Genomic DNA, 20,846 nt, shown 5'->3' on the forward strand with positions numbered 1-20,846 from the left:
CGACAAAAATCTGATGAGTAAAGGCACCACTTACATACCGATTTACGATTTCTCGCCGAGCGTTAACGCCGGCCATCTAAAACAAATCCTGCCATTATTGATGCGTCATAACGTTGCTGCCAATCCCATCAACTACGCTATTTGGTACGACTATGTGGCCGGCGGCAACCCGAGCTTAAACAAAGCAGTCGACTCGTTGCTCGCCGAGAACAAGGCCTTCGATTACGACAACAGCGTCGAGCTTTACAAATCACACATTTGTAATGCGTCTTTGGAATCTTTCGAGCAAATCAACCGGCAACTGCACAAAGTTATCGAGCAAGCCACTAGCGCGATTAACGAAACCTACAACAAGGCCGAAGAAACCAATGACAGCTTTCAGAAAAAATCTGTCATCTTGGAAACTTTCTCCGCTTCAGACGGCTTGAAAACCATCTTGGAAGAAATCATTCAGGAAACCAAAGCGCTGGCGATGACCAGTCAGGCCATGCAAACCAAGCTGACCGAAGCCAACCAAGAAATGGAGCAATTGCGCACCGAGCTGGCTCAAGCCAGACAAATCGCCACCACCGACGGTTTAACCGGCTTGTTGAATCGGCGCGCATTCGACATGACCCTGGCCGAAATCATCGAACAATCCGCACCCGATACCGCGTGCCTGTCGATGCTGGACATAGACCATTTCAAACGCATTAACGACACTTACGGCCACACTATCGGCGACAATGTCATTAAATATGTAGCGAATTTAATGAAGAAACACGCTGAAGAACATCATCACGTTGCGCGTTACGGCGGTGAGGAACTGGCGATTATCATGCCCAACACCAGCCACGAAAAGGCGGTAGAAATCTCCGAAAATATTCGCACCGCGATGGCAGCCAGCCGCTTGCAACGCAAAAACGACAACCAGTCGCTGGGCAAAATCACCTTGTCGATAGGCGTTGCCAGATTGCAATCCGGCGATAATCCGGAAAGCTTTATCGTCCGCGCAGATAACGCCTTGTATAAAGCCAAGCAAAGCGGCCGCAATCGGGTAATCCATTCATAAACCGCAGAAAAAACTAGCGATCCGTCAAGCGCTGTACCACTATGCAACCCACCATATCGCCCTCGACGTTGACCATGGTCCGCACCGTATCCAGTATGCGGTCTATGGGTAACAGTATCGCAATGGCTTCGGTTGGGAGACCAACCGATTGCAACACCATCATCATGGTCACCATGCCGGCGCTGGGGATGCCCGGCGCGCCCATGGCGGCGATCATCGTGGTAAAACACACGATCAATTGTTGCGCCAAATCCAGCTCTATGCCGGCTAAATTCGCGACAAATAACGCAGCGGCAGCTTCGTAGAGCGCGGTGCCGTCCATATTGACCGTGGCACCCAGCGGCACCACGAAACCGGCAATACCGGGTTTGACGTGCAAATGCTGTTCAACGCAACGCAAGGTGACGGGCAATGTGGCAGAGCTGGAACTGGTGGCAAATGCAGTGATTAAGGCTTCCCTGGCGCCCAGGAAAAACTTCAGCGGCGAAACCTTGGCAACTATACCTAACAACAAAGGCAACACGACCAAGCCATGCAGCAAAGTGGTACCAATGACCACCGCGACAAATTCCGCCAAACTGCTTAACAAGGCCAGATTTTGCGTCGCCAGCAACTGCGCCAGCAAAGCCATGATGCCCAGCGGCGCCAGCCGCATGATCCAGCCGACCAAGCGCAGCATCAACTCCAAGCCTTCCTGCAACAGCAGCAAGATATTGCGATAACGATCCCCTCCCACTACCAAAGCAATACCCAACAACAGTGCAAACATCACGATTGCCAGGATATTGGCCTGTGCTAGTGCCGCGAACGGGTTAACGAACAAGCCATGCAGAAAGCTGGCTACAAATTGCGCAAAGCTCATTTGCTTGGCGGCGAAGTTGGGAACAGCGTTATTGAACAAGTCCAGATTCAAACCTTTTCCGGGCTCGAATATATTTGCCGCCGCCACGCCCAGCAGGATAGCCAGAGCCATAGAGACCACAAAAAAAATCAACGTATACAGCCAGACTCGATGCAATTGGCCGTGCATGCGCAAATTCGCCACCCCAACCGCAATGGAGGTAAACACCAAAGGCACCAAGACCATTTTCAACAAATCCATGAATAAAGTACTCAATAGACCGCAAACGTAGATACCTTGTTTGCTAAGCGCGGCGTCCGGCCCCAATTTGGCGAATCCCATGCCCAACGCTACGCCGAATACGGCACCCAGAAAAATTTGTGTGTTTAATGCGACTTTCAATCCGGCCTCCTGAAAATACGCTGATCGTAAAACCCCAAAGCTTAGAGATTTATCATAACAAGCCCAGCCCCCATCATCTAAAAGCTCTGTCAATGCGCGGATACGTTCCGCCGAGAGCGGCTAAGATTGGCTTTTGGCTTGTCTATTTCGGTAAAATCCGCCGTTATGACGACAATCACCGACCCACTAGAAACTTGTTTATGCGGCTCCGGCCTAGATTATGCCGACTGCTGCGGCCGCTATCACAGCGGCGAACACTACCCGCCAACTGCGGAAGCCTTGATGCGCTCGCGTTTTAGTGCCTATGCCCGGCGCGACGTGGATTATTTATTAAATACTTGGGATACCAGCAAACGGCCGGCCGACATCGACTTTTCCAAGGAAACCGCGCAATGGCAAAAACTGACGATAGTCAGCACCAAAAAAGGCAGCGCCCACGACAGCAAGGGCATCGTCGAGTTTAAGGCGTTCTACCGAGAGGACGGCGAAGACTATTTCATGCACGAAATCAGTCGGTTCGTTAAAGCAGAATCCCGTTGGCTTTATCTGGACGGCGTCATCAAAGCCGCAGGCAAAGTCGCGATGAGCACGGATACCGGCAAAAATGCGCCTTGCCCGTGCGGCAGCGGCAAGAAATTTAAACGTTGCTGTGGGCGTTGATCTATCACTAAGTCAACGAGCCGCATCCACAAAATTCAATTGCTTCCAGGCTTCGTAGAGCACTATGGCCACGGTGTTGGATAGATTAAGACTGCGGCTTTCCTTACGCATCGGTAAATACAGTTGCAGCGCGGCCGGGTGTTGATTCAGAAATGCGGCCGGTAAACCGCGTGTTTCCGGACCGAATAATAAGGCATCTCCAGCTTTATAACGCACCTCGCTGTAGCCGGTGTGGCCTTTGGTGGTTAACGCAAATAAACGCTGGGGCTTGGCTTTTTCGACGTAATCGTGCAAGGAACCGTACTGGCGGATGTTCACCCATTCATGATAATCCAACCCGGCGCGACGCAGACGCTTATCGTCCAAATCAAACCCCAAGGGCTGGATTAAATGCAGATGCGCACCGGTGTTAGCGCATAAACGGATTATATTGCCGGTATTGGCCGGTATTTCCGGCTCGAACAAGACAATATCCAGCATTGCTTCAGTATTTTTCCACATCCACCGGCGACAGTTTCCAAATCTCGCGGTTGTATTCGCTAATCGTTCTATCGGTGGAAAACTTGCCGCTGGCCGCTGTATTGAGAATACTCATTTTGGTCCAGCGCTCTTGATCACGCCAAGTTTGCTCGACGCGCTTCTGTGCTTCCAGATAGCTGCGGAAATCGGCGATAGTCATCCAAGGATCGTGCGGACTTTTAATCGAGGCAATGATGTCGTCGAAAATCCCCGGCTCAAACTGATTGAAATGCCCGCATTCCAGCAAGCGCATCACGCCTTGTAAATCGCTGTCCTGATTGATGAACCATTGCGGATCGTAATGCGGCCGCATCGCCTCCACTTCGGTTTCGGTCAAGCCGAACAGGAAGAAATTGTCGGCACCGACCTCTTCACGAATTTCGATGTTGGCACCGTCCAAGGTACCGATGGTCAGCGCGCCGTTCATCATGAACTTCATGTTACCGGTACCGGACGCTTCCTTGCCGGCAGTCGAAATTTGTTCCGACAAATCCGCGCCCGGACAGATTTTTTCCATCGCCGATACGCAGTAATTGGGCATAAACACCAATCTCAGCTTGTTGCCTACTTCCGGATCTTCATTAATGACATTGCCGACATTGTTAATCAGCTTGATGATTTTTTTCGCCATGACATAGCCTGGGGCCGCCTTGCCGCCGATCAAGACGCAACGATCCACCCAGTTTTGCGTATCGCCACGTTTAATCCGATCATAGAGATGAATCACATGCAGCACATTCAAAATTTGCCGTTTGTATTCGTGGATACGTTTAACCTGCACATCAAACAAAGCATCGACATTGATTTCAATGTCATGTTCTTCTTTTTTGTAGTCAACCAAACGTTGTTTACTGGCCCGATTCAAGTCGTACCATTTTTGCCTGAACGCCGCGTCCTCGGCATAAGGCGCTAATTTGGACAGCTGAGATAGGTCGGTAATCCAGCCATCACCAATAGTTGCGGTGATAAACTCGGCCAATTCCGGATTACAGCCGGCCAGCCAGCGTCTGGGGGTCACACCGTTAGTTTTGTTATTAAATTTTTGCGGCCAGAGCTCATAAAAATCTTTAAACAAGCCTTCCTGCAACAACTTGGAATGCAGTTCGGCGACACCGTTGACCGAAAAACTGCCGACGATGGCCAAAAATGCCATCCGAACCTGTTTTTGATAACCCTCTTCGATGATGGACATCCGCGCCATGCGTGGATTGTCGCCAGGCCAACGCGCCGACACTTCAGCCATGAAGTGTGCGTTGATTTCAAAAATAATTTCCATCAAGCGCGGCAGCAAATGCTGCATCAGATTGACCGACCATTTTTCCAAGGCCTCGGGCAACAAGGTATGATTGGTGTAGGCCATCGTTTGCCGCGTGATGTTCCAGGCTTCTTTCCAAGGTAAACCGTGAATATCCATCAACAAGCGCATTAGCTCGGCCACCGCGATGCTGGGATGGGTGTCGTTGAGCTGAAAGCAGTTTTTCTCGGCAAATTTACTGAAATTATTACCGTGGCGCCCCACCCAGTTGGCGATGACGTCCTGCAAACTCGCGGAGGCCAGCAGATATTGCTGTTGCAGGCGCAAGGCTTTGCCGTTTTCGTTGGCATCGTTGGGATACAACACCATCGTAATGTTTTCGGCGGTGTTTTTCTCCGCCACGGCTTCGGCGTAATCACCGGCATTGAATTCCTGCAAATTGAATTCTTCCGTGGCGATGGCTTTCCACAAACGCAACGTATTCACCGTACCGTTTTTATAACCCGGCACCGGCGTGTCGTAAGGCATGGCGATCACATCATGAGTATCCAGCCAGCTGGTGCGCTTGTTGCCTTTTTCGTCGATGTGGGTTTGGGTGTGGCCGCCGAATTTGATGCGGTGCATGTACTCCGGACGTTCTATTTCCCAGACATTGCCCATCCGCAACCAATGATCGGGTTTCTCGACCTGCTCGCCATTGACGATTTGTTGCGAAAACATGCCGTATTCATAACGCAAACCATAGCCCGTGACCGGTAGTTGCAAGGTGGCACAACTATCGATGAAACACGCCGCCAAGCGTCCCAAGCCACCATTACCTAAACCTGCGTCCGGCTCGCTCTCGATAAGCTCCTCGGCTTCCAAACCCAAATCATACAAGGCTTGCGTCACAATATCGTCAACCCCGAGATTCAACATGGCGTTGCTCAAAGAACGCCCCATCAAAAACTCCATCGACAGATAGAAGGCTTTTTTACAATCGGAGTCGCGATAGACGTTGTAGGTTTTCTTCCAGCGCTCGACCAAACGGTCACTGATCGCCAAAGACAAGGCTTCGTAGGCGTAATGCGGAGAACGGCAATTTTCATCGCGCCCGAGCCGATGACTGTAGTAGTGTTTGAAGTCGGCGATGAAATGCTTTTTTTCCATGCCCAATTTGGGGAGCTTGGTAATATCGGCGGCGGGATTACTCTTATTAAAGACTCTATGCGGCATAGTACTTACCCTTGAGGACAGTGAAAATTAAAAGCCGTGGGCCGCTGGTTTTGCAAGGCTGAAAGCGATGCCAAAGGCCCTCTAAATCGAATTGTCGGGCAGCCGCGACGCCCGGTTTGGGGCGCCGCGGTTAAACATTAGTTCAATTTGCCGTGGCATTGCTTGTACTTTTTACCGGAACCGCAGGGGCATGGGTCGTTACGGCCCACTTTGTTGCCGAGTCTGACAAAAGGCTGCTCCGCGTTCTCCGGGTCTGAGTCTGGCTGAGCTGCTGGTGCCACGGGCTCTTCTTCAAAAATGGAGTGGGCCTCCGCGTGTTCATAGTGCATTTCCAACGGTGCTTGGCGTTGTTCATCGATCGCCTGCACGTCTTCTTCACGCGCCACCTGTACCTTGGCGAGTATACCCACCACTTCCTGTTTGATATGCGTCAACAGGCCGGTAAACATTTGGAACGACTCGCGCTTGTATTCCTGCTTGGGGTCCTTTTGCGCATAGCCTCTGAAATGAATACCTTGGCGCAATTGGTCCATCGCCGCCAAATGTTCTTTCCAGCTATTATCCAGCACTTGCAACATCACGGATTTCTCGAAATGCCTTAGCACTTGCACACCTACGGCCTCTTCACGGGCGCGGCTTTCTTGCTCGGCTTTTTCGATTATCAGCCGGCGCAATTTCGCTTCATTCAGGGTACGGTCGTGCTCCAGCATTTCCACTAGCGGCATCTGCAGATTAAATTCTTGCTGCAAATGGGTTTCCAATCCACGCACATCCCATTGCTCTTCCATGGTTTTCGGCGGAATGTATTCGGTGATGACGTCGTTCAACACGTCAGCACGAATCGCGTTGATAATGTCGTTGATGTCTTCGGCAGCCATCAACTCATTGCGCTGCGCGTAAATAACCTTGCGCTGATCGTTGGCTACGTCGTCGTAAGCCAAAATTTCTTTGCGAATATCAAAGTTACGATTCTCGACTTTGCGTTGCGCGCTTTCGATGGAACGAGTCACCCAAGGATGCTCAATCGCTTCGCCTTCTTCCATACCCAGTTTTTGCATCAAGCTGGCGACGCGCTCGGACGCGAAAATCCGCATCAAATCGTCTTCCAGCGACAGGTAAAAACGGGTCGACCCCGGATCCCCCTGCCGACCGGAACGGCCGCGCAACTGGTTATCTATCCGCCGCGACTCGTGGCGTTCCGAACCGATCACATGCAGACCGCCGCTGGCCAAGACTTTTTCATGTCTTTCCTGCCAAGTAGCACGCACCCGCTCTTTATCGGCTTCGCTGGCATCCGGTCCCAAGGCAGCCAGTTCGGCATTCAGATTGCCACCCAACACGATGTCGGTACCGCGACCGGCCATATTCGTAGCAATCGTCACAGCGCCCGGCATACCGGCATTTTCGATAATGTGGGCTTCGCGCTCGTGCTGCTTGGCATTCAAGACTTCATGGCGGATGTTTTGTTGTTGCAGCATCCGGGAAATCAATTCGGAGTTTTCGATCGACGTCGTACCGACCAACACCGGCTGGCCGCGCTGCACGCAATCCTTAATATCTTCGATGACGGCGTTGTATTTTTCCCGCGCGGACAGATAGACCAAATCACCTTTATCTTTGCGAATCATCGGTCTGTGGGTAGGAATAACCACCACTTCCAGGCCGTAGATTTTGTTCAACTCAAACGCTTCGGTATCCGCAGTACCGGTCATACCGGATAATTTGCTGTAAAGGCGGAAATAATTCTGGAAGGTAATCGAAGCCAGCGTTTGGTTTTCGTTTTGAATAGTCACGTTTTCTTTGGCTTCCATCGCTTGATGCAAACCTTCGGACCAGCGCCGACCACTCATCATCCGGCCGGTGAATTCGTCGACGATGATGACCTGACCGTCCTTCACTACATAATCCACGTCTTTTTGGAACAGTACGTGAGCTCGCAGCGATGCGTTCAAATAGTGCATCAAGCGGATGTTGGCGGCTTCGTATAATGTGGAGCCGTCGGCTATTAAGCCGTGCTCTGCCAACAAGCGCTCGACGTGCTCATAACCGGCTTCAGTCAGATGAATCTGCCGGGATTTTTCGTCCACGGCATAGTCGCCGGGCATTTGATCCTGTTTTTCCGGATCGTCGGCTTTTTCCTGTTTGGTCAGGTAGGGAATGATTTGATTGGTCTTCAGGTAAATATCGGTACTGCCTTCCGCCTGGCCGGAGATGATCAAAGGCGTTCTGGCTTCGTCGATCAGAATCGAGTCAACCTCGTCGACGATGGCAAAATTCAGGTCACGCTGGACTTTTTGTTCCAGGCTGAAAGCCATGTTGTCACGCAGATAATCAAAACCAAATTCGTTGTTGGTGCCGTAAGTAATATCCGCCGCATAGGCAACCTGGCGTTGCTCGTGCGTCAAATCGCTGACGATGACACCGGTGGTCAAGCCCAGGAAACCGTATAATTTGCCCATCCATTCCGCGTCGCGGCGGGCCAAGTAATCATTGACGGTCACCACATGCACGCCTTTACCCGGCAAGGCATTCAAGTAGGCGGCCAAGGTCGCCATCAGGGTTTTACCCTCACCGGTTTTCATCTCGGCTATCTTGCCGCTGTGCAAGACCATACCACCGATCAACTGCACGTCGAAATGCCGCATGCCAAATACACGGGTCGAGGCTTCCCGCACGGCGGCAAAGGCTTCTGGGAGTAAATTGTCTAAGTTTTCGCCTTGGGCCAGACGGTCGCGAAATTCCTGCGTCTTGGCTTGTAACGCCGCATCGGATAATTTTTCGTATTCGGCGGCCAGAGCATTGACTTTCTTGACTAGCTTGCGTTTCTTCTTGACCAGCCTGTCGTTGCGGCTGCCAACTACCAATTTAACCAGCTTACCCAGCATGATATTTCCAGAGTGAGAGTGAACCAAAGTTTGCGATTATAAACGCTATGGGGCGGCTGTGACCAGAAAACAAGCCCGGCAAGCTGAGACTATTCACCAGCCGGTTTTTGTAAATCAGCCATTTAAAACAGGATTTTTGCTTGGCAGCCGCAGCCTAACGGCATCATCCGGCGATTTCCAAAGCCGCAAAGTTAGCACTCGCTGGATCATGGACAAGCCTATCGATCAGCGTATAATTCGCCGGCTTCGGCCCTTGTGGCGGCAAGCATTCGACATCATTACTGGCTTTAACAATTTATGAAAATAGTGATTCTCGGTGCCGGTGTGACCGGCTCTTCGGTTGCCGGCGCATTGGCCAGTGAAGAAAACGATATTGTCGTTATCGATAAAAATGCCCACTTGCTCACCGCATTAAAAGGCCGCCTGGATATAGCCACCGTCGAAGGTAACGCTGCCCATCCCAGCGTGCTGGAACAAGCTGGGATTCAGGACGCCGACATGGTGATTGCCGTTACCGACCGCGACGAGACCAATATGCTGGCCTGTCAGGTGATCAACACCCTGTATAGCAAACCCAAAACCATCGCCCGAGTGCGCGCCATCGATTTTCTCAACCATCCGGAATTATTTGCGCCGGGCGGCATTGATATTGTCATCAGCCCTGAGCAGGTTGTCACCGAATCCATCCACAATCTGATCAAATACCCCGGCGCGCTGCATGTGTCCGAGTTTGCCGACGGCTTGGTCAGGCTGTTTTCGATTCGCGTGGTACCGACCGGCTTTCTGACCGGCAAACGCATCCACGCCGTCAAAGAAAAACTGGCCGACAGCATGATCCGGGTCGCGGCGATTTTCCGCGACGGCAAAGCCATCGCGGTAAACGGCGAGGCGGTGATCGCCACCGGCGACGAGGTATTCTTTGTCTGCCCGCGTGACAAGGTCCGTAAAACCCTGGTGGATCTGCATAAGCTGGAATCGCCGATCAAGACCATTATGCTGGCCGGCGGCGGCCATGTCGGCAAGCGGCTGGCAATTGCCTTGGAAAAAAATTACCACGTCAAAGTCATCGAACAAGACATTGAGCGCGCGCGGGAGATCTCTAACGATTTACGTAACACCCTGATTTTGCATGGCGACTGCACCGACGAATCGCTATTGCAAGAAGAAATGATCGAGGACATTGATTTGTTCTGCGCGATTACCAATAACGACGGCATCAACCTGATTGCCGCTGGTCTGGCGAAAAAACTCGGCGCCAAAAAGGCTATCTGCCTGATCAACAATAATTCCTACCTAAAACTATTGGACGGTACCGAAATCGATCTGGCGATTCAACCGAAACTGGAAACCTTGGGCGGCATCCTGAAACACGTGCGCAAAGGCGATGTGGTCGGCGTCAGCTCGGTGTGCGGCGGCAGTGCGGAAGCGATCGAAGCCATTGCTCACCGCAGCAAGAACTCCAGCTCGGTGGTTGGCTTGCGTGTAGATCAGGTCAACTTACCGGACGGCGTGATATTAGGGGCGCTGATTCGCGAAAAGGAAGTGATTCCGGTGCATCACGACACCGTATTCGCGGAAGGTGATCACGTGGTGATGTTTGCGCTGAACAAGAAAATGGTCAGAGACATCGAAGGCTATTTCCAGCCGATCTAGTCCGCCAAATCCGCATCCATAAAGGCTAGCGCCCGCTGCGGCAAACCGTCTTTGCCCTCGCCTTGCAAAGAAGCCTGGCTGTCTTCATGCACCGCTGTCATGAACTGCAACAACTGCATTTCAATTTTCATTTTTTCCTGCGGCTCTTGGGTATCCCACATCCGATTCAATAACTGCTTGGCGTGATGATGAATCGTGAACGCCACCGCTTCCGGCAGATGCGCGTAACTGGTGCGCAAAGACTCCTTCAGCTTATCCAGCGATTGCAGATATTGCTGATAGTCTTTTAAATCCTGCTGACATTGGGTTTTCACCATCGCCAGCTCATTGCTGTTACGGGCTTTGTTGACGGCCAGCTCGTGCGCCAATTGCTGCGACTGTTTTTTCAGTTGCGCCACCAAGGCCTGCTCCGCCAGCGCCTTGGTTTGCCGCAGTTCGGCGACATCTTCGTGCCTGGATAAATGCCATTGCAAATTGTCGTCGCGACTGCGCCGCAAAAACGCCAGTGCTTCGCCCAGCCAACGGCTAATCGACGACATGCAGTTGTTGGCGTAAAGCCAGCATTGCCGCAGCATCGGCTTGTTTACGATAGGTACGCAAGGCTTTGCGCAGATTTTTATATCGAGTGGCCGGCAGTTGCGCCCGCACCGCTTGCAATTCATGGCTAATTGCCGCGGATAAGGCCCAGGCCTGTTTGCGGTTATCGGCTACCAGCAGGCGTTGCCGCTTGAATCTGCTCAGATAGCTCAACTGCCGGCATTCCGCAGCCTGGCGCCGCTCCACATCTTGTCGACGAATCTGCAAAGACACTAGCTGCCGTAACGCCGCCGATTCGCGACTGAAATACCCGCGCAGCTCGCGGTAAACCGCTTTAAATAAGGTCATCACGCCCAGCAAAGCCAGCAGACCCAAAGCCAACAACATCACTTTACTGGCCAACAGATAAAACAGCCCCATCAACAAAACCAAGCCAAACTGCAAACACACAAACCCCAGCACAAACAGCAGCATCGCCAGGCTGCCTATCAGTAGTCCGCCATAAAAAAGCCGTCCGAACATGACTCTCAAGGCCGCTCGATAAACTCCAGCGCATTGCCGTCTCTATCCCGGCAAAACAGCGCCTTGCGGCCGGAGATACTCAGCGTGTAAGCCGTACCGGCCCGCTCCAGATCTTCGCGTAGAGCTTCAACCGAATCGATATGCATCGCCACATGCCGATCACGGCCGCCATGCGCCGGCCTGCCGGTGGTGGGATCTGGATTTTCCAATTCCAGCAAATGAATTTGCTGCGCGCCGATTTGCAGCCAAGCGCCTGGGAACGGTAGACTCGGCCGTTCGGTCTGCTCCATTCCCAACACATCGCGGTAAAAAAGCAGCGATTGCTCGGTATCGGAGACGATCAAACTGGCGTGATGTATCGTGAAATTATGTTTGGACATGGCAATTAACAGGTGAGTAAGGCCAAGCGATTATACCGCCCGATTATTTTATCGAGTAGGTTTTCAACCATTCCAAACTGACAGCGGTCTCAACCGTCGGCCGGTACTCGGCACCCACCCAACCTTGGTAATCCGAGTTTGCGATAACATCGAACAAAATTTTGAAATCTACGGCACCCGTACCCGGCTGGCCGCGGCCTGGAGAGTCGGCAAATTGAATATGCCCGATTCTATCTAAATGTTGGCGCAAAAATCCGGCACAATCTTCGCCCATTCGGCTCATGTGATAAATATCGTATTGCATGTATACGTTCGGATGGCCGATTTGCCTTAGCACATCCAGCATCTTTTCGCCGGTGTCAACGATAAAGCCCGGCATGTCGTGGCTATTGACCGCCTCGAATACGGTTTTGATACCCAACTCGGCAAACGCTGCGGCGGCGTAAGCCAGATTCTCGCAAAAGGTAGTTTGATATTCGCCCAAGCGTTGCGGGTCGAAACAGCGACCCGGTAACACGTTAATATCACGGGGCTTTAATCGTTCGGCATAAGCCAGCGTCTGCTCCACCGCGGCTTTAAATTGCTCGCGTTTTTCCGGAACCGCCGCCAAACCCTCGCCGCCCTGCAGCAAGGTATCGGCATCGACATTGAACAACACCAGCTTTAAGTCCTGTTGAGCTAATAGGTCACCGATTTGTTCGACTCGCAGCGAGTAGGGAAACTGGATTTCCACTGCGTCGAAACCGCACTGTTTAGCAGCCTGAAACCGTTCCGGCAACGGCCGTTCGGTAAACAATAAACTCAGATTGGCGGTAAAGCGCAGCATCAGTCTTGGCTGTAAAGCTTGATCAGTGTCGAGGGGTCTTGGTCCAAAAAGCCGCTACTGCCGTGCAATTGCATGAGTTGCGCAGCCAAGCCCGACATGGGTATCGCACTGCCCTGCTTGCCGGCTAAATCGACGGCCATATTTAAATCTTTCAATAAAGTTTTCACGCGCCACTTTACCGGCTCGAAACGCTTGTCCGCCATTTCCGGTCCGACAATTTGCAGAGGCTTGGAATCGGCAAAGCCGCCGGCCAGCGCTTCGGGAATTTTTGCGGCGTCGACGCCGGCCGAATTGGCCAGCGCCATCATTTCCGCGATTACCAGCACATTGCAACTGACGATCATCTGATTGCAGATTTTAGTGGTCTGCCCACTGCCGACCGGTCCCATATGCGTCAAACGGCTATACAGCGGCCGCAATACTTCACGGGCAATTTGAATGTCTTGTTCCGCACCGCCGGCCATAATCGCCAGACTACCCTGCTCTGCCCCGGCCGTGCCACCGGATACCGGCGCATCGACCCAGCGCATGCCGCAAGCAGCCCGCAATTGAGATGCCATGCGCCGGGTAGCTTCCGGATGAATGCTGGATAAATCAATCAACAGTTTTTCGGCAGCGCCGTTGGCGATAATGTGTTCCGTCACCACCGCTTCAACGGCCATGGTGTCGGCGAGACACAAAATCACTACATCGGAGGCTTTTACCAATTCACCGACACTGCCGCAGACCTTAGCACCGGCACCAGCTACCACAGCCAATTTTGCAGTGGTGCGATTCCAGACATCCACCTGAAAACCCGCCGCCAGAAGCCGCAAGCTTAGCGGTTGCCCCATCAGGCCTATGCCGACGAAGCCCAGCGTATAGCGTTGTTCTGCCATAGTGACGCTCTCTGTTATTCGAATAGCGCCGGACTTAAATCCAAACGCTCGGCATCGCCGCGCCCGCTCATCAGATGTTGATAGACGATTTGAAAAGCTTCGTCGAAATCGGCATTCACGAAACGCTGGGATAAATGCGCACAAATCGCATATAAGCCCGAATAATGCACGGTCTCGCCGGAAGTACATAAATTGATTTTCTCGGACAGCACCCGCATCACTGACAGCACTGAACCATCTTGCCGCCAATTAGCAGACACACTGACCAACTCATCGCCCCGGCTAGCGATAGCCGCCAGCGCATTAAAGGATAAATCCACCAAACCGGCCAAAATTTTGATGAGGTCGCCGCTGGCAATGGCTTTAAAGGTCTCGCTACCGCAATCCAATAATAGCGCTTGGCGCAGCACAATATCCATATCGGACAAGTGCCCAATCTCGCCGTCATCAGGCTGCTTGATCGCGAATTTCCGGTGAAAATCTCTAACTTGTTGTAAATGTTTGTTCATAAATCCCCCGCATGCGCTAATTGTTCGGGCATATTACAGGAGGAAAGAGAAAGCGCAAAGAGAGGTCCTTAAGGCGCTGAAAAACCATTTAGGTTTAACTCAGCGCCCCAGTGATTACATTAAACAAGCAACGGCAATTTCAGAATAATGAATCGCGCATTACCAGTCGTAAGTCCTCGACAACGGAGGCTACCACGGGAATTAAATATCGAAATCCAATTCGAAGCCTCCATAAGCGAAAAGCGGCATACCCGGACGTGGCCCATAAGGCTGACGCGAGACAACATACTCTTCATTTGAGGCGTTTTGCACTCCACCCAAGACTTTTACGCCTTTCGCAACTTTATAATAGGCCGACACATCCATAATCACGTACTCGTCAGTGACACCAAAGCGCGAGTCTTTCCTGGCCACAGGGGTGTTTCCATCCAATTGCTGTTCCGTGTTGTTAGCACTCGTGAAGGTCTCGCTGACATAGTTAGCAGACACTTCCATACCCCAGCTTTGAAAATGCAACCCACTGCCAAAATTAAGTGTGTATTCAGGAATATAAGGCACTTTATTACCTTTGCGTCCGTAACTGAAGATCGACTCAGAGTTACTGGATCGGGCGTTGCTGGTTTGCTCAGCATTGGTGTAAGTGAAAGCCAAGAAGTACGGATTGCGAAAGCCCCAGGCAAATGCTTCGCCGGCGTCGAAATTCATCGCCAACTCAACCCCGCGACTGTCGACGCTGCCAAAGTTCTCCGCAGGACCGCCGCCACCGCCGATGTTGTTGACTACCAGCAAATTGTTGAACTGCGTATAAAAACCCGTCAGCTCTGCGTTGAATGCTCCATGCGTATAGCGTCCGCCCAACTCGTAAGCATCACTTGTCTCCTCTCCGTAATTGTTGACTATTGCGCTTTCGGGATTAGGCGGCGAAAATCCTCGATGAGCACCGGCAAATACCATAACATCGTCGTTAAAACGATAATCGACACTGCCGCCGCCCGCATAAATATCCAGCCCGGAACTCGCCAATCGTCTTGAAGCAGGTCTGCGATCCTCGTAGACTTGGTTCAAATGCTCGTAGCGTAGACCCGGTGTGAAGCCAAACTTACCCAGTTCGATCCTATCTTTCAAGAAGAATGCATAGGCTTGAGTAAACCCGGTCCGGTCGTCTTGACTACCTGGCGCACCCACTACCTTGTTGGTTATTGCGCCACTCGGATTCTGGGTGTAGGTGGTATCGTGCTGGAAGCGCGTTTCGGCGTCTTCATGGTATCGGAAACCGCCGTTCAACTCGTGATGAGTGGGTCCTAGATTGAAGCGGTAAATTGCGGCAGTTTCGACACCCGCCGAGTAATACGTACGATTATTGTCCCGAACGTTAAAACTGCAAGCTCTAGTGCCTTTGAGACAGGCGAGATCATTCAAGTTATTCCCTGCTAACGCACGAGACCATTGCTCACCGTCCAACTTACTCCAATTACGATCAAACTCCCGGTAATAGGCCGTGGTGACAATATCAAGATTATCGGTCGGTGCGATCAAATAGCGTGCATAACCGCCGATTTGCGTGGTATCGATATTGTCAAAGCGCGAAGCCGCGTAACGACGATAAGGAGTATTCCGAAAATCTTCCTCGGTAAGCCCTAAGTAGGTTTCGTCGGCATCCATAGATGAATAACCAAATTTAACGTCCAGCTTTTGGTACATCGCGGTATTAGGTTCCCAGGACATACGCAACATAGGTTCAACTTGCTGGAAACCTGTTTGATCACCATTTTTAAAGTCCGGGGTACTATCGATGGTTTTAAAACCATCGGAGCCGCGATAAAAACCTTCTAGCAAATAGCCCACTTTACCGTGTGTGGTATCTAGCGTATCACCGACAAATCCGTGCGAGCGGAACTCACCGTAACTACCATAAATGGTTTTTAAATAGGCCTTCCCCTTCGTAGGGATGGGCGTAGAAAGATAGTTCATCACGCCACCGGTAATGTGGGGGCCGTATTTTATTTGACTACCACCTTTCAAAACCTCGACGCCACTCATACGCCCGCCAGCGGGATTAAAATAGGCCGCTGGGGCAGAATATGGCGCCGGCGCAATCATTATACCGTCCTCCATAACTGTAATCTTGGCACTACGAGTGGTATCAACCCCACGAAAGCTAATATTCGGGAACAAGCCAAAACCGTCTTCTTCTCGAATATTCACCCCAGGCGCTTTGCGCAAAATTCGGTTTACATCACTGTAACTTTGATCGCGAATGTCCTCAGTTCTTATATACGTAGCGGAAGCAGGCAAATCTTTAACATCCGCCGGATCGCCCAACACACTCACCACATCCAAAACATCTTCTTCAGCTTTTTCCGCAGCTTTCAGGAGAGACATAGTCCCCATCGAAAGACAAACGAGCGATATAGCTCGAACAAGTGGCTTTATTTCAAACATGACTTCACCCCTGGATATTGACTATATTTTACGAAATGTAAAATCTTGTAAAAGATGGGGGTATGTTACACTTGATATTAATGAGAATCTATATCATTTTTAATGAACTAACCGTGCCATACCGTGGCACTATTTTTGGATTCAGACGATTAGCTTTAATCACAATGAACAATAGAAATTCCGTTTACACAAAATTCAGGACACCCTCTGACTTGGACAATTACGCATATTCGTTTAGCGTTTTTCCACCTTTATACGAGTAGCGATCAGTTTAAAATCCTCACCCGCAATCAACTCCATCTTTTGAACTCTTGACAACTTTTTTATTACAGACTCTCTTCGACTAGCACTGGCGCGGCTATGACCAACTTCCGTATAAATTAATTCTTTTGGTCGCTTAGCTCTAAAATATTTCGCCCCTCGTCCTTCTATGTGTTGTTTAAAACGTCGCTCAACATCTGTGCTGATTCCGGTATACAGACTGCCGTCATCACACTGAATGATATACACCGACCAATTCGACACTGGCGCACTATTCAGAGTCGGTGGATTTATTCAACCAACTGTTCAACAAAATCGCTACCAATACGCCAAACCCGATATAGGCATAGCGAACGATGAAGATCAGTGCGGCGCTTTGGCTGTGACTTGCAGCATCTTTGACACTTGGCGTGATAGCCAAAGTCCAGAGCAGCGCCGCCAAAAAATAGACCACCACACCCGAGACCGCCCATGAAACAGCCGGACGACCTGATCGTGCCGCAGTGTTGTAAAACCAGATGCCGACTAATGCGGCTGCTATCGAACCTAACATGTGTTTCCCTGATTTTAAGTGGTTTAACGGCGAGACAATTGCTCGATTCCTAGATTGGCCAGCTGATCAGCACGCTCGTTACCTACATCTCCGGCATGTCCTTTCACCCATATCCAATCGATGTTGTGACGCTGGATAGCAGCATCCAAACGTCGCCATAAATCTTCGTTTTTCACTGGTTTATTTGCCGCGGTTTTCCATGCCCGCTTTTTCCAATTAGCCATCCATTCGGTAATACCTTGCAAAACATATTTAGAGTCAGTGTGCAATTTGACGCTACACGGTTTTGTTAGTGTTTCCAGAGCCTGTATTGCGGCCACTAATTCCATCCGGTTATTCGTCGTTTCAGGTTCACCGCCGCATAGCTCCTTTTCTTTATTTCGGTATTCCAAGCGCACGCCCCAACCTCCTGGCCCAGGGTTGCCCTTGCATGCACCATCCGTATAAATAATGACTTCAGTCATGGCCCACCTTTCTATGTAAGTTCGATTTCAATCCCAATCCAACCGCAGCTAAATTGCTGCGGCGTTGCTGTGCCGCAGTCAAAGGAATCAATGTGTATTGCCTTTTCACCGCCTTAATGCCGTAAGCCATCGCAAACAAAGACGCAAAGCTGAACTCGAATTTACCGTGAGCAATGGTGTAACTGTCTAATCCAAACTCGGCAGTGGTTAGCAATTCGAAATTCATCAGTTTCAACCAATCCAAAACCCGAGCTTTGGTAATCAAATGCGCCCGCCAGGATTCCGCGAGCTTCCAGTCCCATAAAAACTGAAAACGTACCGACATACTGAACGGATTGAAATTCAACATGACCAATTCGCCACCCGGTTTTAACACGCGATTGACTTCGCGTAGGGTTTGAAATCGACGCGCGTCGAACTCCAAAATGTGCGGAAGTATGACTAAATCCATCGATTCAGTTTGAATAGGCAAGCTGAATGCCTTAGCAGTCACCTTCAACGCGCCAGCATCACCCAAGGCCTTGCCGTCCAGAATTAGATAATTCTTATATAAGGAAAAATCGACGAACTCATTTTCCCAACCTAAGCCACCGATCTGGAGTTGTCGTTGTTTACAACTCACCGTTATTGATCTTCGCAGATAGTTGGCCTCCATGGTTTGCAGCAGCTTGCCCCTTGGGGTTTGGTACAACGCAAACAGAAATTGTCTCTTCATTTAACCGCCGCTAAGGGTATGTTTTTTTGGCTATTTTAGAAAGCCATGCTAGGATCTAATTTTTTTATTTTAGCGAGTTCAGACAATGCCCCGCTCAATTTCCAAAAAATCAGGCCGTCATCTGTCTTATCTACTACCTATTTTGCTGGCAACCGGTTGTAGCCAACATGCGCAAAAAGACCATCTAAGCCAATCATCAACCAGCAAGTTTTCCGTATTTACCCGGAATGGCAATGCCGGAAAAATCCATAACAAACAGGTAGAAGCAAAAGAGCACGCCACCATCTGGGATAGGATGCTGTCTCTTTACGCCTTACCGGAAATCGATAATGCCAGAATCGACCGCGAAGTAAACTGGTATCTCAGAAACCCTGAATATCTGACCAGAGTACAACAACGCGCTGAGCCTTATTTATACTTCATACTCAACGAAATCGAAGCGAAAAACATCCCCGGAGAATTGGCCCTGTTACCTGCAGTTGAGAGCGCTTTCAGACCTGACGCAATGTCGCCAGCTCAAGCATCCGGTCTTTGGCAGTTCATTCCGCCGACCGGGCGTCTTTACGGGTTGAAGCAGAATAGCTGGTATGACGCGCGACGCGATGTGGTGCAATCGACTCAGGCAGCCACTACCTTTCTGAAAGAACTGAGCGAGACTTTCAATAACGACTGGTTACTGGCGCTCGCTTCATACAACGCCGGCAAAGGCAATATCAAAAACGCCGTAGATAGAAACCTCGAACGCGGTCAGCCTACCGACTTCTGGTCTCTGGATTTGAACAACGAGACCTCAGCTTACGTACCCAGGCTGCTGGCAATCGCCAAGATCTTTGCCAACCCGGAAAAATATAACGTCAATCTGCATCAATTCGCCAATCAGCCTTACTTTGAATTGGTGGATGTAAAGTCGCAGCTCGATTTGGGTAAAGCCGCCGAAATGGCGCAAACCCCACTGGACGACTTCTTAAAGCTCAATCCCGGCTACAACCGCTGGAGCACCGACCCGAACGGTGCGCAACATCTGTTGATTCCGGTAAGCAAAGCCGATTCCTTTAAAGAGAAACTCGCTGAACTGCCACACGAAGAAAGAATCAAGTGGGAACACCATACAGTTGGCAAGAAAGAGACGCTGAAAAGCATAGCCAGCAAGCACAGCACCAGTGTAGAAGAGATTATTAATGTCAATCATCTTGACGACGATACGGTTGCCCAAGGCACAATCCTGCTAATTCCAGTGTCTTATCATTCACAGAAAGGCGAACCAACCACATCGGCTGTTGCCGCAGTGTCACAACAATCCACGCCAACCCCCGCCCAATCAAGCAAACAGCAATATACGGTTAAGAAAGGCGATACCTTATGGGATGTCTCGCAACGTTTTTCTGTTGATAAAGATGATATTGTGAGTTGGAATAAATTGCCCAAGAAAGCGGCTCTGAAACCCGGTCAAAAACTGACTATCAAGAAAACCAGCGGCAGTATAACCGTGGCATCTACCGCGCCTTCCGTCAAGCAAATCAGCTACACAGTCAAACCCGGCGATACCTTGGCGCAGATCTCCAAAAAATTTAACGTTAACGTCACCGAGCTCCGCAAATGGAATAACGTTCCCAAAAACAAGGCGGACATCAAACCGGGCTCTAAGCTAAAAGTGATGATTGAAGCCGGTCATCCGTCTACCTAAAGCTTCAGACAACAAATACGTAAGTTCAATATGGATCTACGACACTAGATCTTTCTCATCGCCGCAAGAGTAAACTTAAATAAGCGATTTAGGTTTACTCTTATGCTTCGCGAGATCAAACCGCCCCAGTAAAGCGATCAGCATAGGAGACGCTAGTCGCCACATCACCACAGAAATAGTGATTGGACTTAAAATACTGAATTAAAACAGACGATATAGCAAACTTTGCACAGCATTATTTCCGCTGCGCAAGAGCTATAAATTTAAGAATTGATGGCGTCCCCACGGGGGTTCGAACCCCGGTTACCGCCGTGAAAGGGCGGTGTCCTAGGCCACTAGACGATGGGGACTAAGACTATTTTTTCAGAATGACTTCTTCAACAAGAAGTGCCGGTTTAACCGACTTTAGCCAAGTTGGCGTCCCCACGGGGGTTCGAACCCCGGTTACCGCCGTGAAAGGGCGGTGTCCTAGGCCACTAGACGATGGGGACTCAGGACTAAATCAACTACTTTGGTGGAGCCAAGGAGGATCGAACTCCTGACCTCTTGCATGCCATGCAAGCGCTCTCCCAGCTGAGCTATGGCCCCGTAGTT

The 20,846-nt window shown here is 50.6% G+C and carries 19 protein-coding genes and 3 tRNA genes; 4 read left to right on the forward strand and 18 right to left on the reverse strand.

Annotated features, from left to right (window positions below):
- The first annotated feature begins 13 nt into the window (after nucleotides 1–13).
- Nucleotides 14–1,051 carry a GGDEF domain-containing protein gene (locus ACWAU0_RS21400; protein ID WP_033155185.1) on the forward strand — a complete coding sequence of 346 codons (1,038 nt, stop codon included), beginning with the start codon at nucleotides 14–16 and terminating at the stop codon, nucleotides 1,049–1,051.
- Nucleotides 1,052–1,064: 13 nt separating this feature from the next.
- Here ACWAU0_RS21400 and ACWAU0_RS21405 read toward each other — a convergent pair whose 3' ends face one another.
- Nucleotides 1,065–2,294 (reverse strand): dicarboxylate/amino acid:cation symporter, encoded by a 1,230-nt coding sequence (locus ACWAU0_RS21405; RefSeq protein WP_458137875.1) that lies wholly within the window; start codon nucleotides 2,292–2,294, stop codon nucleotides 1,065–1,067.
- Between the two features lie 165 nt (nucleotides 2,295–2,459).
- Between ACWAU0_RS21405 and ACWAU0_RS21410 the strand changes: the two genes are divergently transcribed.
- Complete coding sequence (locus ACWAU0_RS21410) at nucleotides 2,460–2,954, forward strand: YchJ family protein (protein ID WP_458137876.1); 495 nt, start codon at nucleotides 2,460–2,462, stop codon at nucleotides 2,952–2,954.
- Nucleotides 2,955–2,966: 12 nt separating this feature from the next.
- Here the strand turns inward: ACWAU0_RS21410 and trmL are convergent, their stop codons facing one another.
- The 3 genes from trmL to secA all read right to left on the reverse strand — a co-directional run bounded on the left by trmL (nucleotide 2,967) and on the right by secA (nucleotide 8,828).
- Nucleotides 2,967–3,434, reverse strand: coding sequence for a tRNA (uridine(34)/cytosine(34)/5-carboxymethylaminomethyluridine(34)-2'-O)-methyltransferase TrmL (gene trmL, locus ACWAU0_RS21415; RefSeq protein WP_458139246.1), 468 nt, complete (start codon nucleotides 3,432–3,434; stop codon nucleotides 2,967–2,969).
- A gap of 4 nt (nucleotides 3,435–3,438) precedes the next feature.
- Nucleotides 3,439–5,943, reverse strand: coding sequence for a glycogen/starch/alpha-glucan phosphorylase (locus ACWAU0_RS21420; RefSeq protein ID WP_101055453.1), 2,505 nt, complete (start codon nucleotides 5,941–5,943; stop codon nucleotides 3,439–3,441).
- A gap of 137 nt (nucleotides 5,944–6,080) precedes the next feature.
- Nucleotides 6,081–8,828, reverse strand: coding sequence for a preprotein translocase subunit SecA (gene secA / locus ACWAU0_RS21425; protein ID WP_458137877.1), 2,748 nt, complete (start codon nucleotides 8,826–8,828; stop codon nucleotides 6,081–6,083).
- 297 nt (nucleotides 8,829–9,125) lie between these two features.
- Between secA and trkA the strand changes: the two genes are divergently transcribed.
- Nucleotides 9,126–10,481, forward strand: a complete 1,356-nt coding sequence (trkA, locus tag ACWAU0_RS21430) for a Trk system potassium transporter TrkA (RefSeq protein ID WP_033155191.1) — start codon at nucleotides 9,126–9,128, stop codon at nucleotides 10,479–10,481.
- Here the strand turns inward: trkA and ACWAU0_RS21435 are convergent.
- The 11 genes from ACWAU0_RS21435 to ACWAU0_RS21485 form a co-directional block, all read right to left on the reverse strand.
- Nucleotides 10,478–11,020: a hypothetical protein gene (locus ACWAU0_RS21435; protein ID WP_523070834.1), complete on the reverse strand. Its 543-nt coding sequence runs from the start codon at nucleotides 11,018–11,020 to the stop codon at nucleotides 10,478–10,480. The two genes, trkA and ACWAU0_RS21435, sit on opposite strands and share 4 nt — an antisense overlap.
- On the reverse strand, nucleotides 11,007–11,540 hold the full coding sequence (locus ACWAU0_RS21440) for a hypothetical protein (RefSeq protein ID WP_458137879.1): 534 nt from the start codon (nucleotides 11,538–11,540) through the stop codon (nucleotides 11,007–11,009). The genes ACWAU0_RS21435 and ACWAU0_RS21440 overlap by 14 nt, the downstream gene beginning before the upstream one ends.
- A gap of 5 nt (nucleotides 11,541–11,545) precedes the next feature.
- Complete coding sequence (locus ACWAU0_RS21445; RefSeq protein ID WP_458137880.1) at nucleotides 11,546–11,920, reverse strand: VOC family protein; 375 nt, start codon at nucleotides 11,918–11,920, stop codon at nucleotides 11,546–11,548.
- A gap of 43 nt (nucleotides 11,921–11,963) precedes the next feature.
- On the reverse strand, nucleotides 11,964–12,746 hold the full coding sequence (locus ACWAU0_RS21450) for a hydroxypyruvate isomerase family protein (protein ID WP_458137881.1): 783 nt from the start codon (nucleotides 12,744–12,746) through the stop codon (nucleotides 11,964–11,966).
- Nucleotides 12,746–13,624 carry an NAD(P)-dependent oxidoreductase gene (locus ACWAU0_RS21455; RefSeq protein ID WP_458137882.1) on the reverse strand — a complete coding sequence of 293 codons (879 nt, stop codon included), beginning with the start codon at nucleotides 13,622–13,624 and terminating at the stop codon, nucleotides 12,746–12,748. Before ACWAU0_RS21455 ends, ACWAU0_RS21450 begins: the two co-directional genes overlap by 1 nt.
- Before the next feature lie 14 nt (nucleotides 13,625–13,638).
- The gene (locus ACWAU0_RS21460; protein WP_458137883.1) at nucleotides 13,639–14,133 is read right to left on the reverse strand and encodes a nucleoside triphosphate pyrophosphohydrolase family protein; all 495 of its coding nucleotides are present in this window, start codon (nucleotides 14,131–14,133) and stop codon (nucleotides 13,639–13,641) included.
- Between the two features lie 201 nt (nucleotides 14,134–14,334).
- Nucleotides 14,335–16,575: a TonB-dependent receptor family protein gene (locus ACWAU0_RS21465; RefSeq protein ID WP_458137884.1), complete on the reverse strand. Its 2,241-nt coding sequence runs from the start codon at nucleotides 16,573–16,575 to the stop codon at nucleotides 14,335–14,337.
- A 234-nt stretch (nucleotides 16,576–16,809) separates the two neighbouring features.
- A complete protein-coding gene (locus tag ACWAU0_RS21470) occupies nucleotides 16,810–17,085 on the reverse strand; it encodes a GIY-YIG nuclease family protein (RefSeq protein ID WP_458137885.1) in 276 nt (91 codons plus the stop codon).
- A 22-nt stretch (nucleotides 17,086–17,107) separates the two neighbouring features.
- Complete coding sequence (locus ACWAU0_RS21475; RefSeq protein WP_458137886.1) at nucleotides 17,108–17,389, reverse strand: hypothetical protein; 282 nt, start codon at nucleotides 17,387–17,389, stop codon at nucleotides 17,108–17,110.
- 23 nt (nucleotides 17,390–17,412) lie between these two features.
- Entirely contained in the window at nucleotides 17,413–17,853 is a 441-nt protein-coding gene (gene rnhA, locus ACWAU0_RS21480) for a ribonuclease HI (RefSeq protein ID WP_458137887.1), read from the reverse strand.
- A complete protein-coding gene (locus tag ACWAU0_RS21485) occupies nucleotides 17,846–18,568 on the reverse strand; it encodes a class I SAM-dependent methyltransferase (RefSeq protein WP_458137888.1) in 723 nt (240 codons plus the stop codon). The genes rnhA and ACWAU0_RS21485 overlap by 8 nt, the downstream gene beginning before the upstream one ends.
- An 85-nt stretch (nucleotides 18,569–18,653) precedes the next feature.
- On the opposite strand from ACWAU0_RS21485, the gene ACWAU0_RS21490 reads away from it, so the two are divergent.
- Nucleotides 18,654–20,252 (forward strand): LysM peptidoglycan-binding domain-containing protein, encoded by a 1,599-nt coding sequence (locus ACWAU0_RS21490; RefSeq protein ID WP_033155204.1) that lies wholly within the window; start codon nucleotides 18,654–18,656, stop codon nucleotides 20,250–20,252.
- 274 nt (nucleotides 20,253–20,526) lie between these two features.
- On the opposite strand, the gene ACWAU0_RS21495 is transcribed toward ACWAU0_RS21490, so the two are convergent.
- The 3 genes from ACWAU0_RS21495 to ACWAU0_RS21505 form a co-directional block, all read right to left on the reverse strand.
- Nucleotides 20,527–20,602 (reverse strand) — tRNA-Glu (locus ACWAU0_RS21495).
- 65 nt (nucleotides 20,603–20,667) lie between these two features.
- A tRNA-Glu gene (locus ACWAU0_RS21500) sits at nucleotides 20,668–20,743 on the reverse strand.
- A 21-nt stretch (nucleotides 20,744–20,764) separates the two neighbouring features.
- Nucleotides 20,765–20,840, reverse strand: a tRNA-Ala gene (locus ACWAU0_RS21505).
- Nucleotides 20,841–20,846: the final 6 nt, after the last annotated feature.

The organism is Methylomonas sp. Uni0009, from assembly GCF_054188105.3.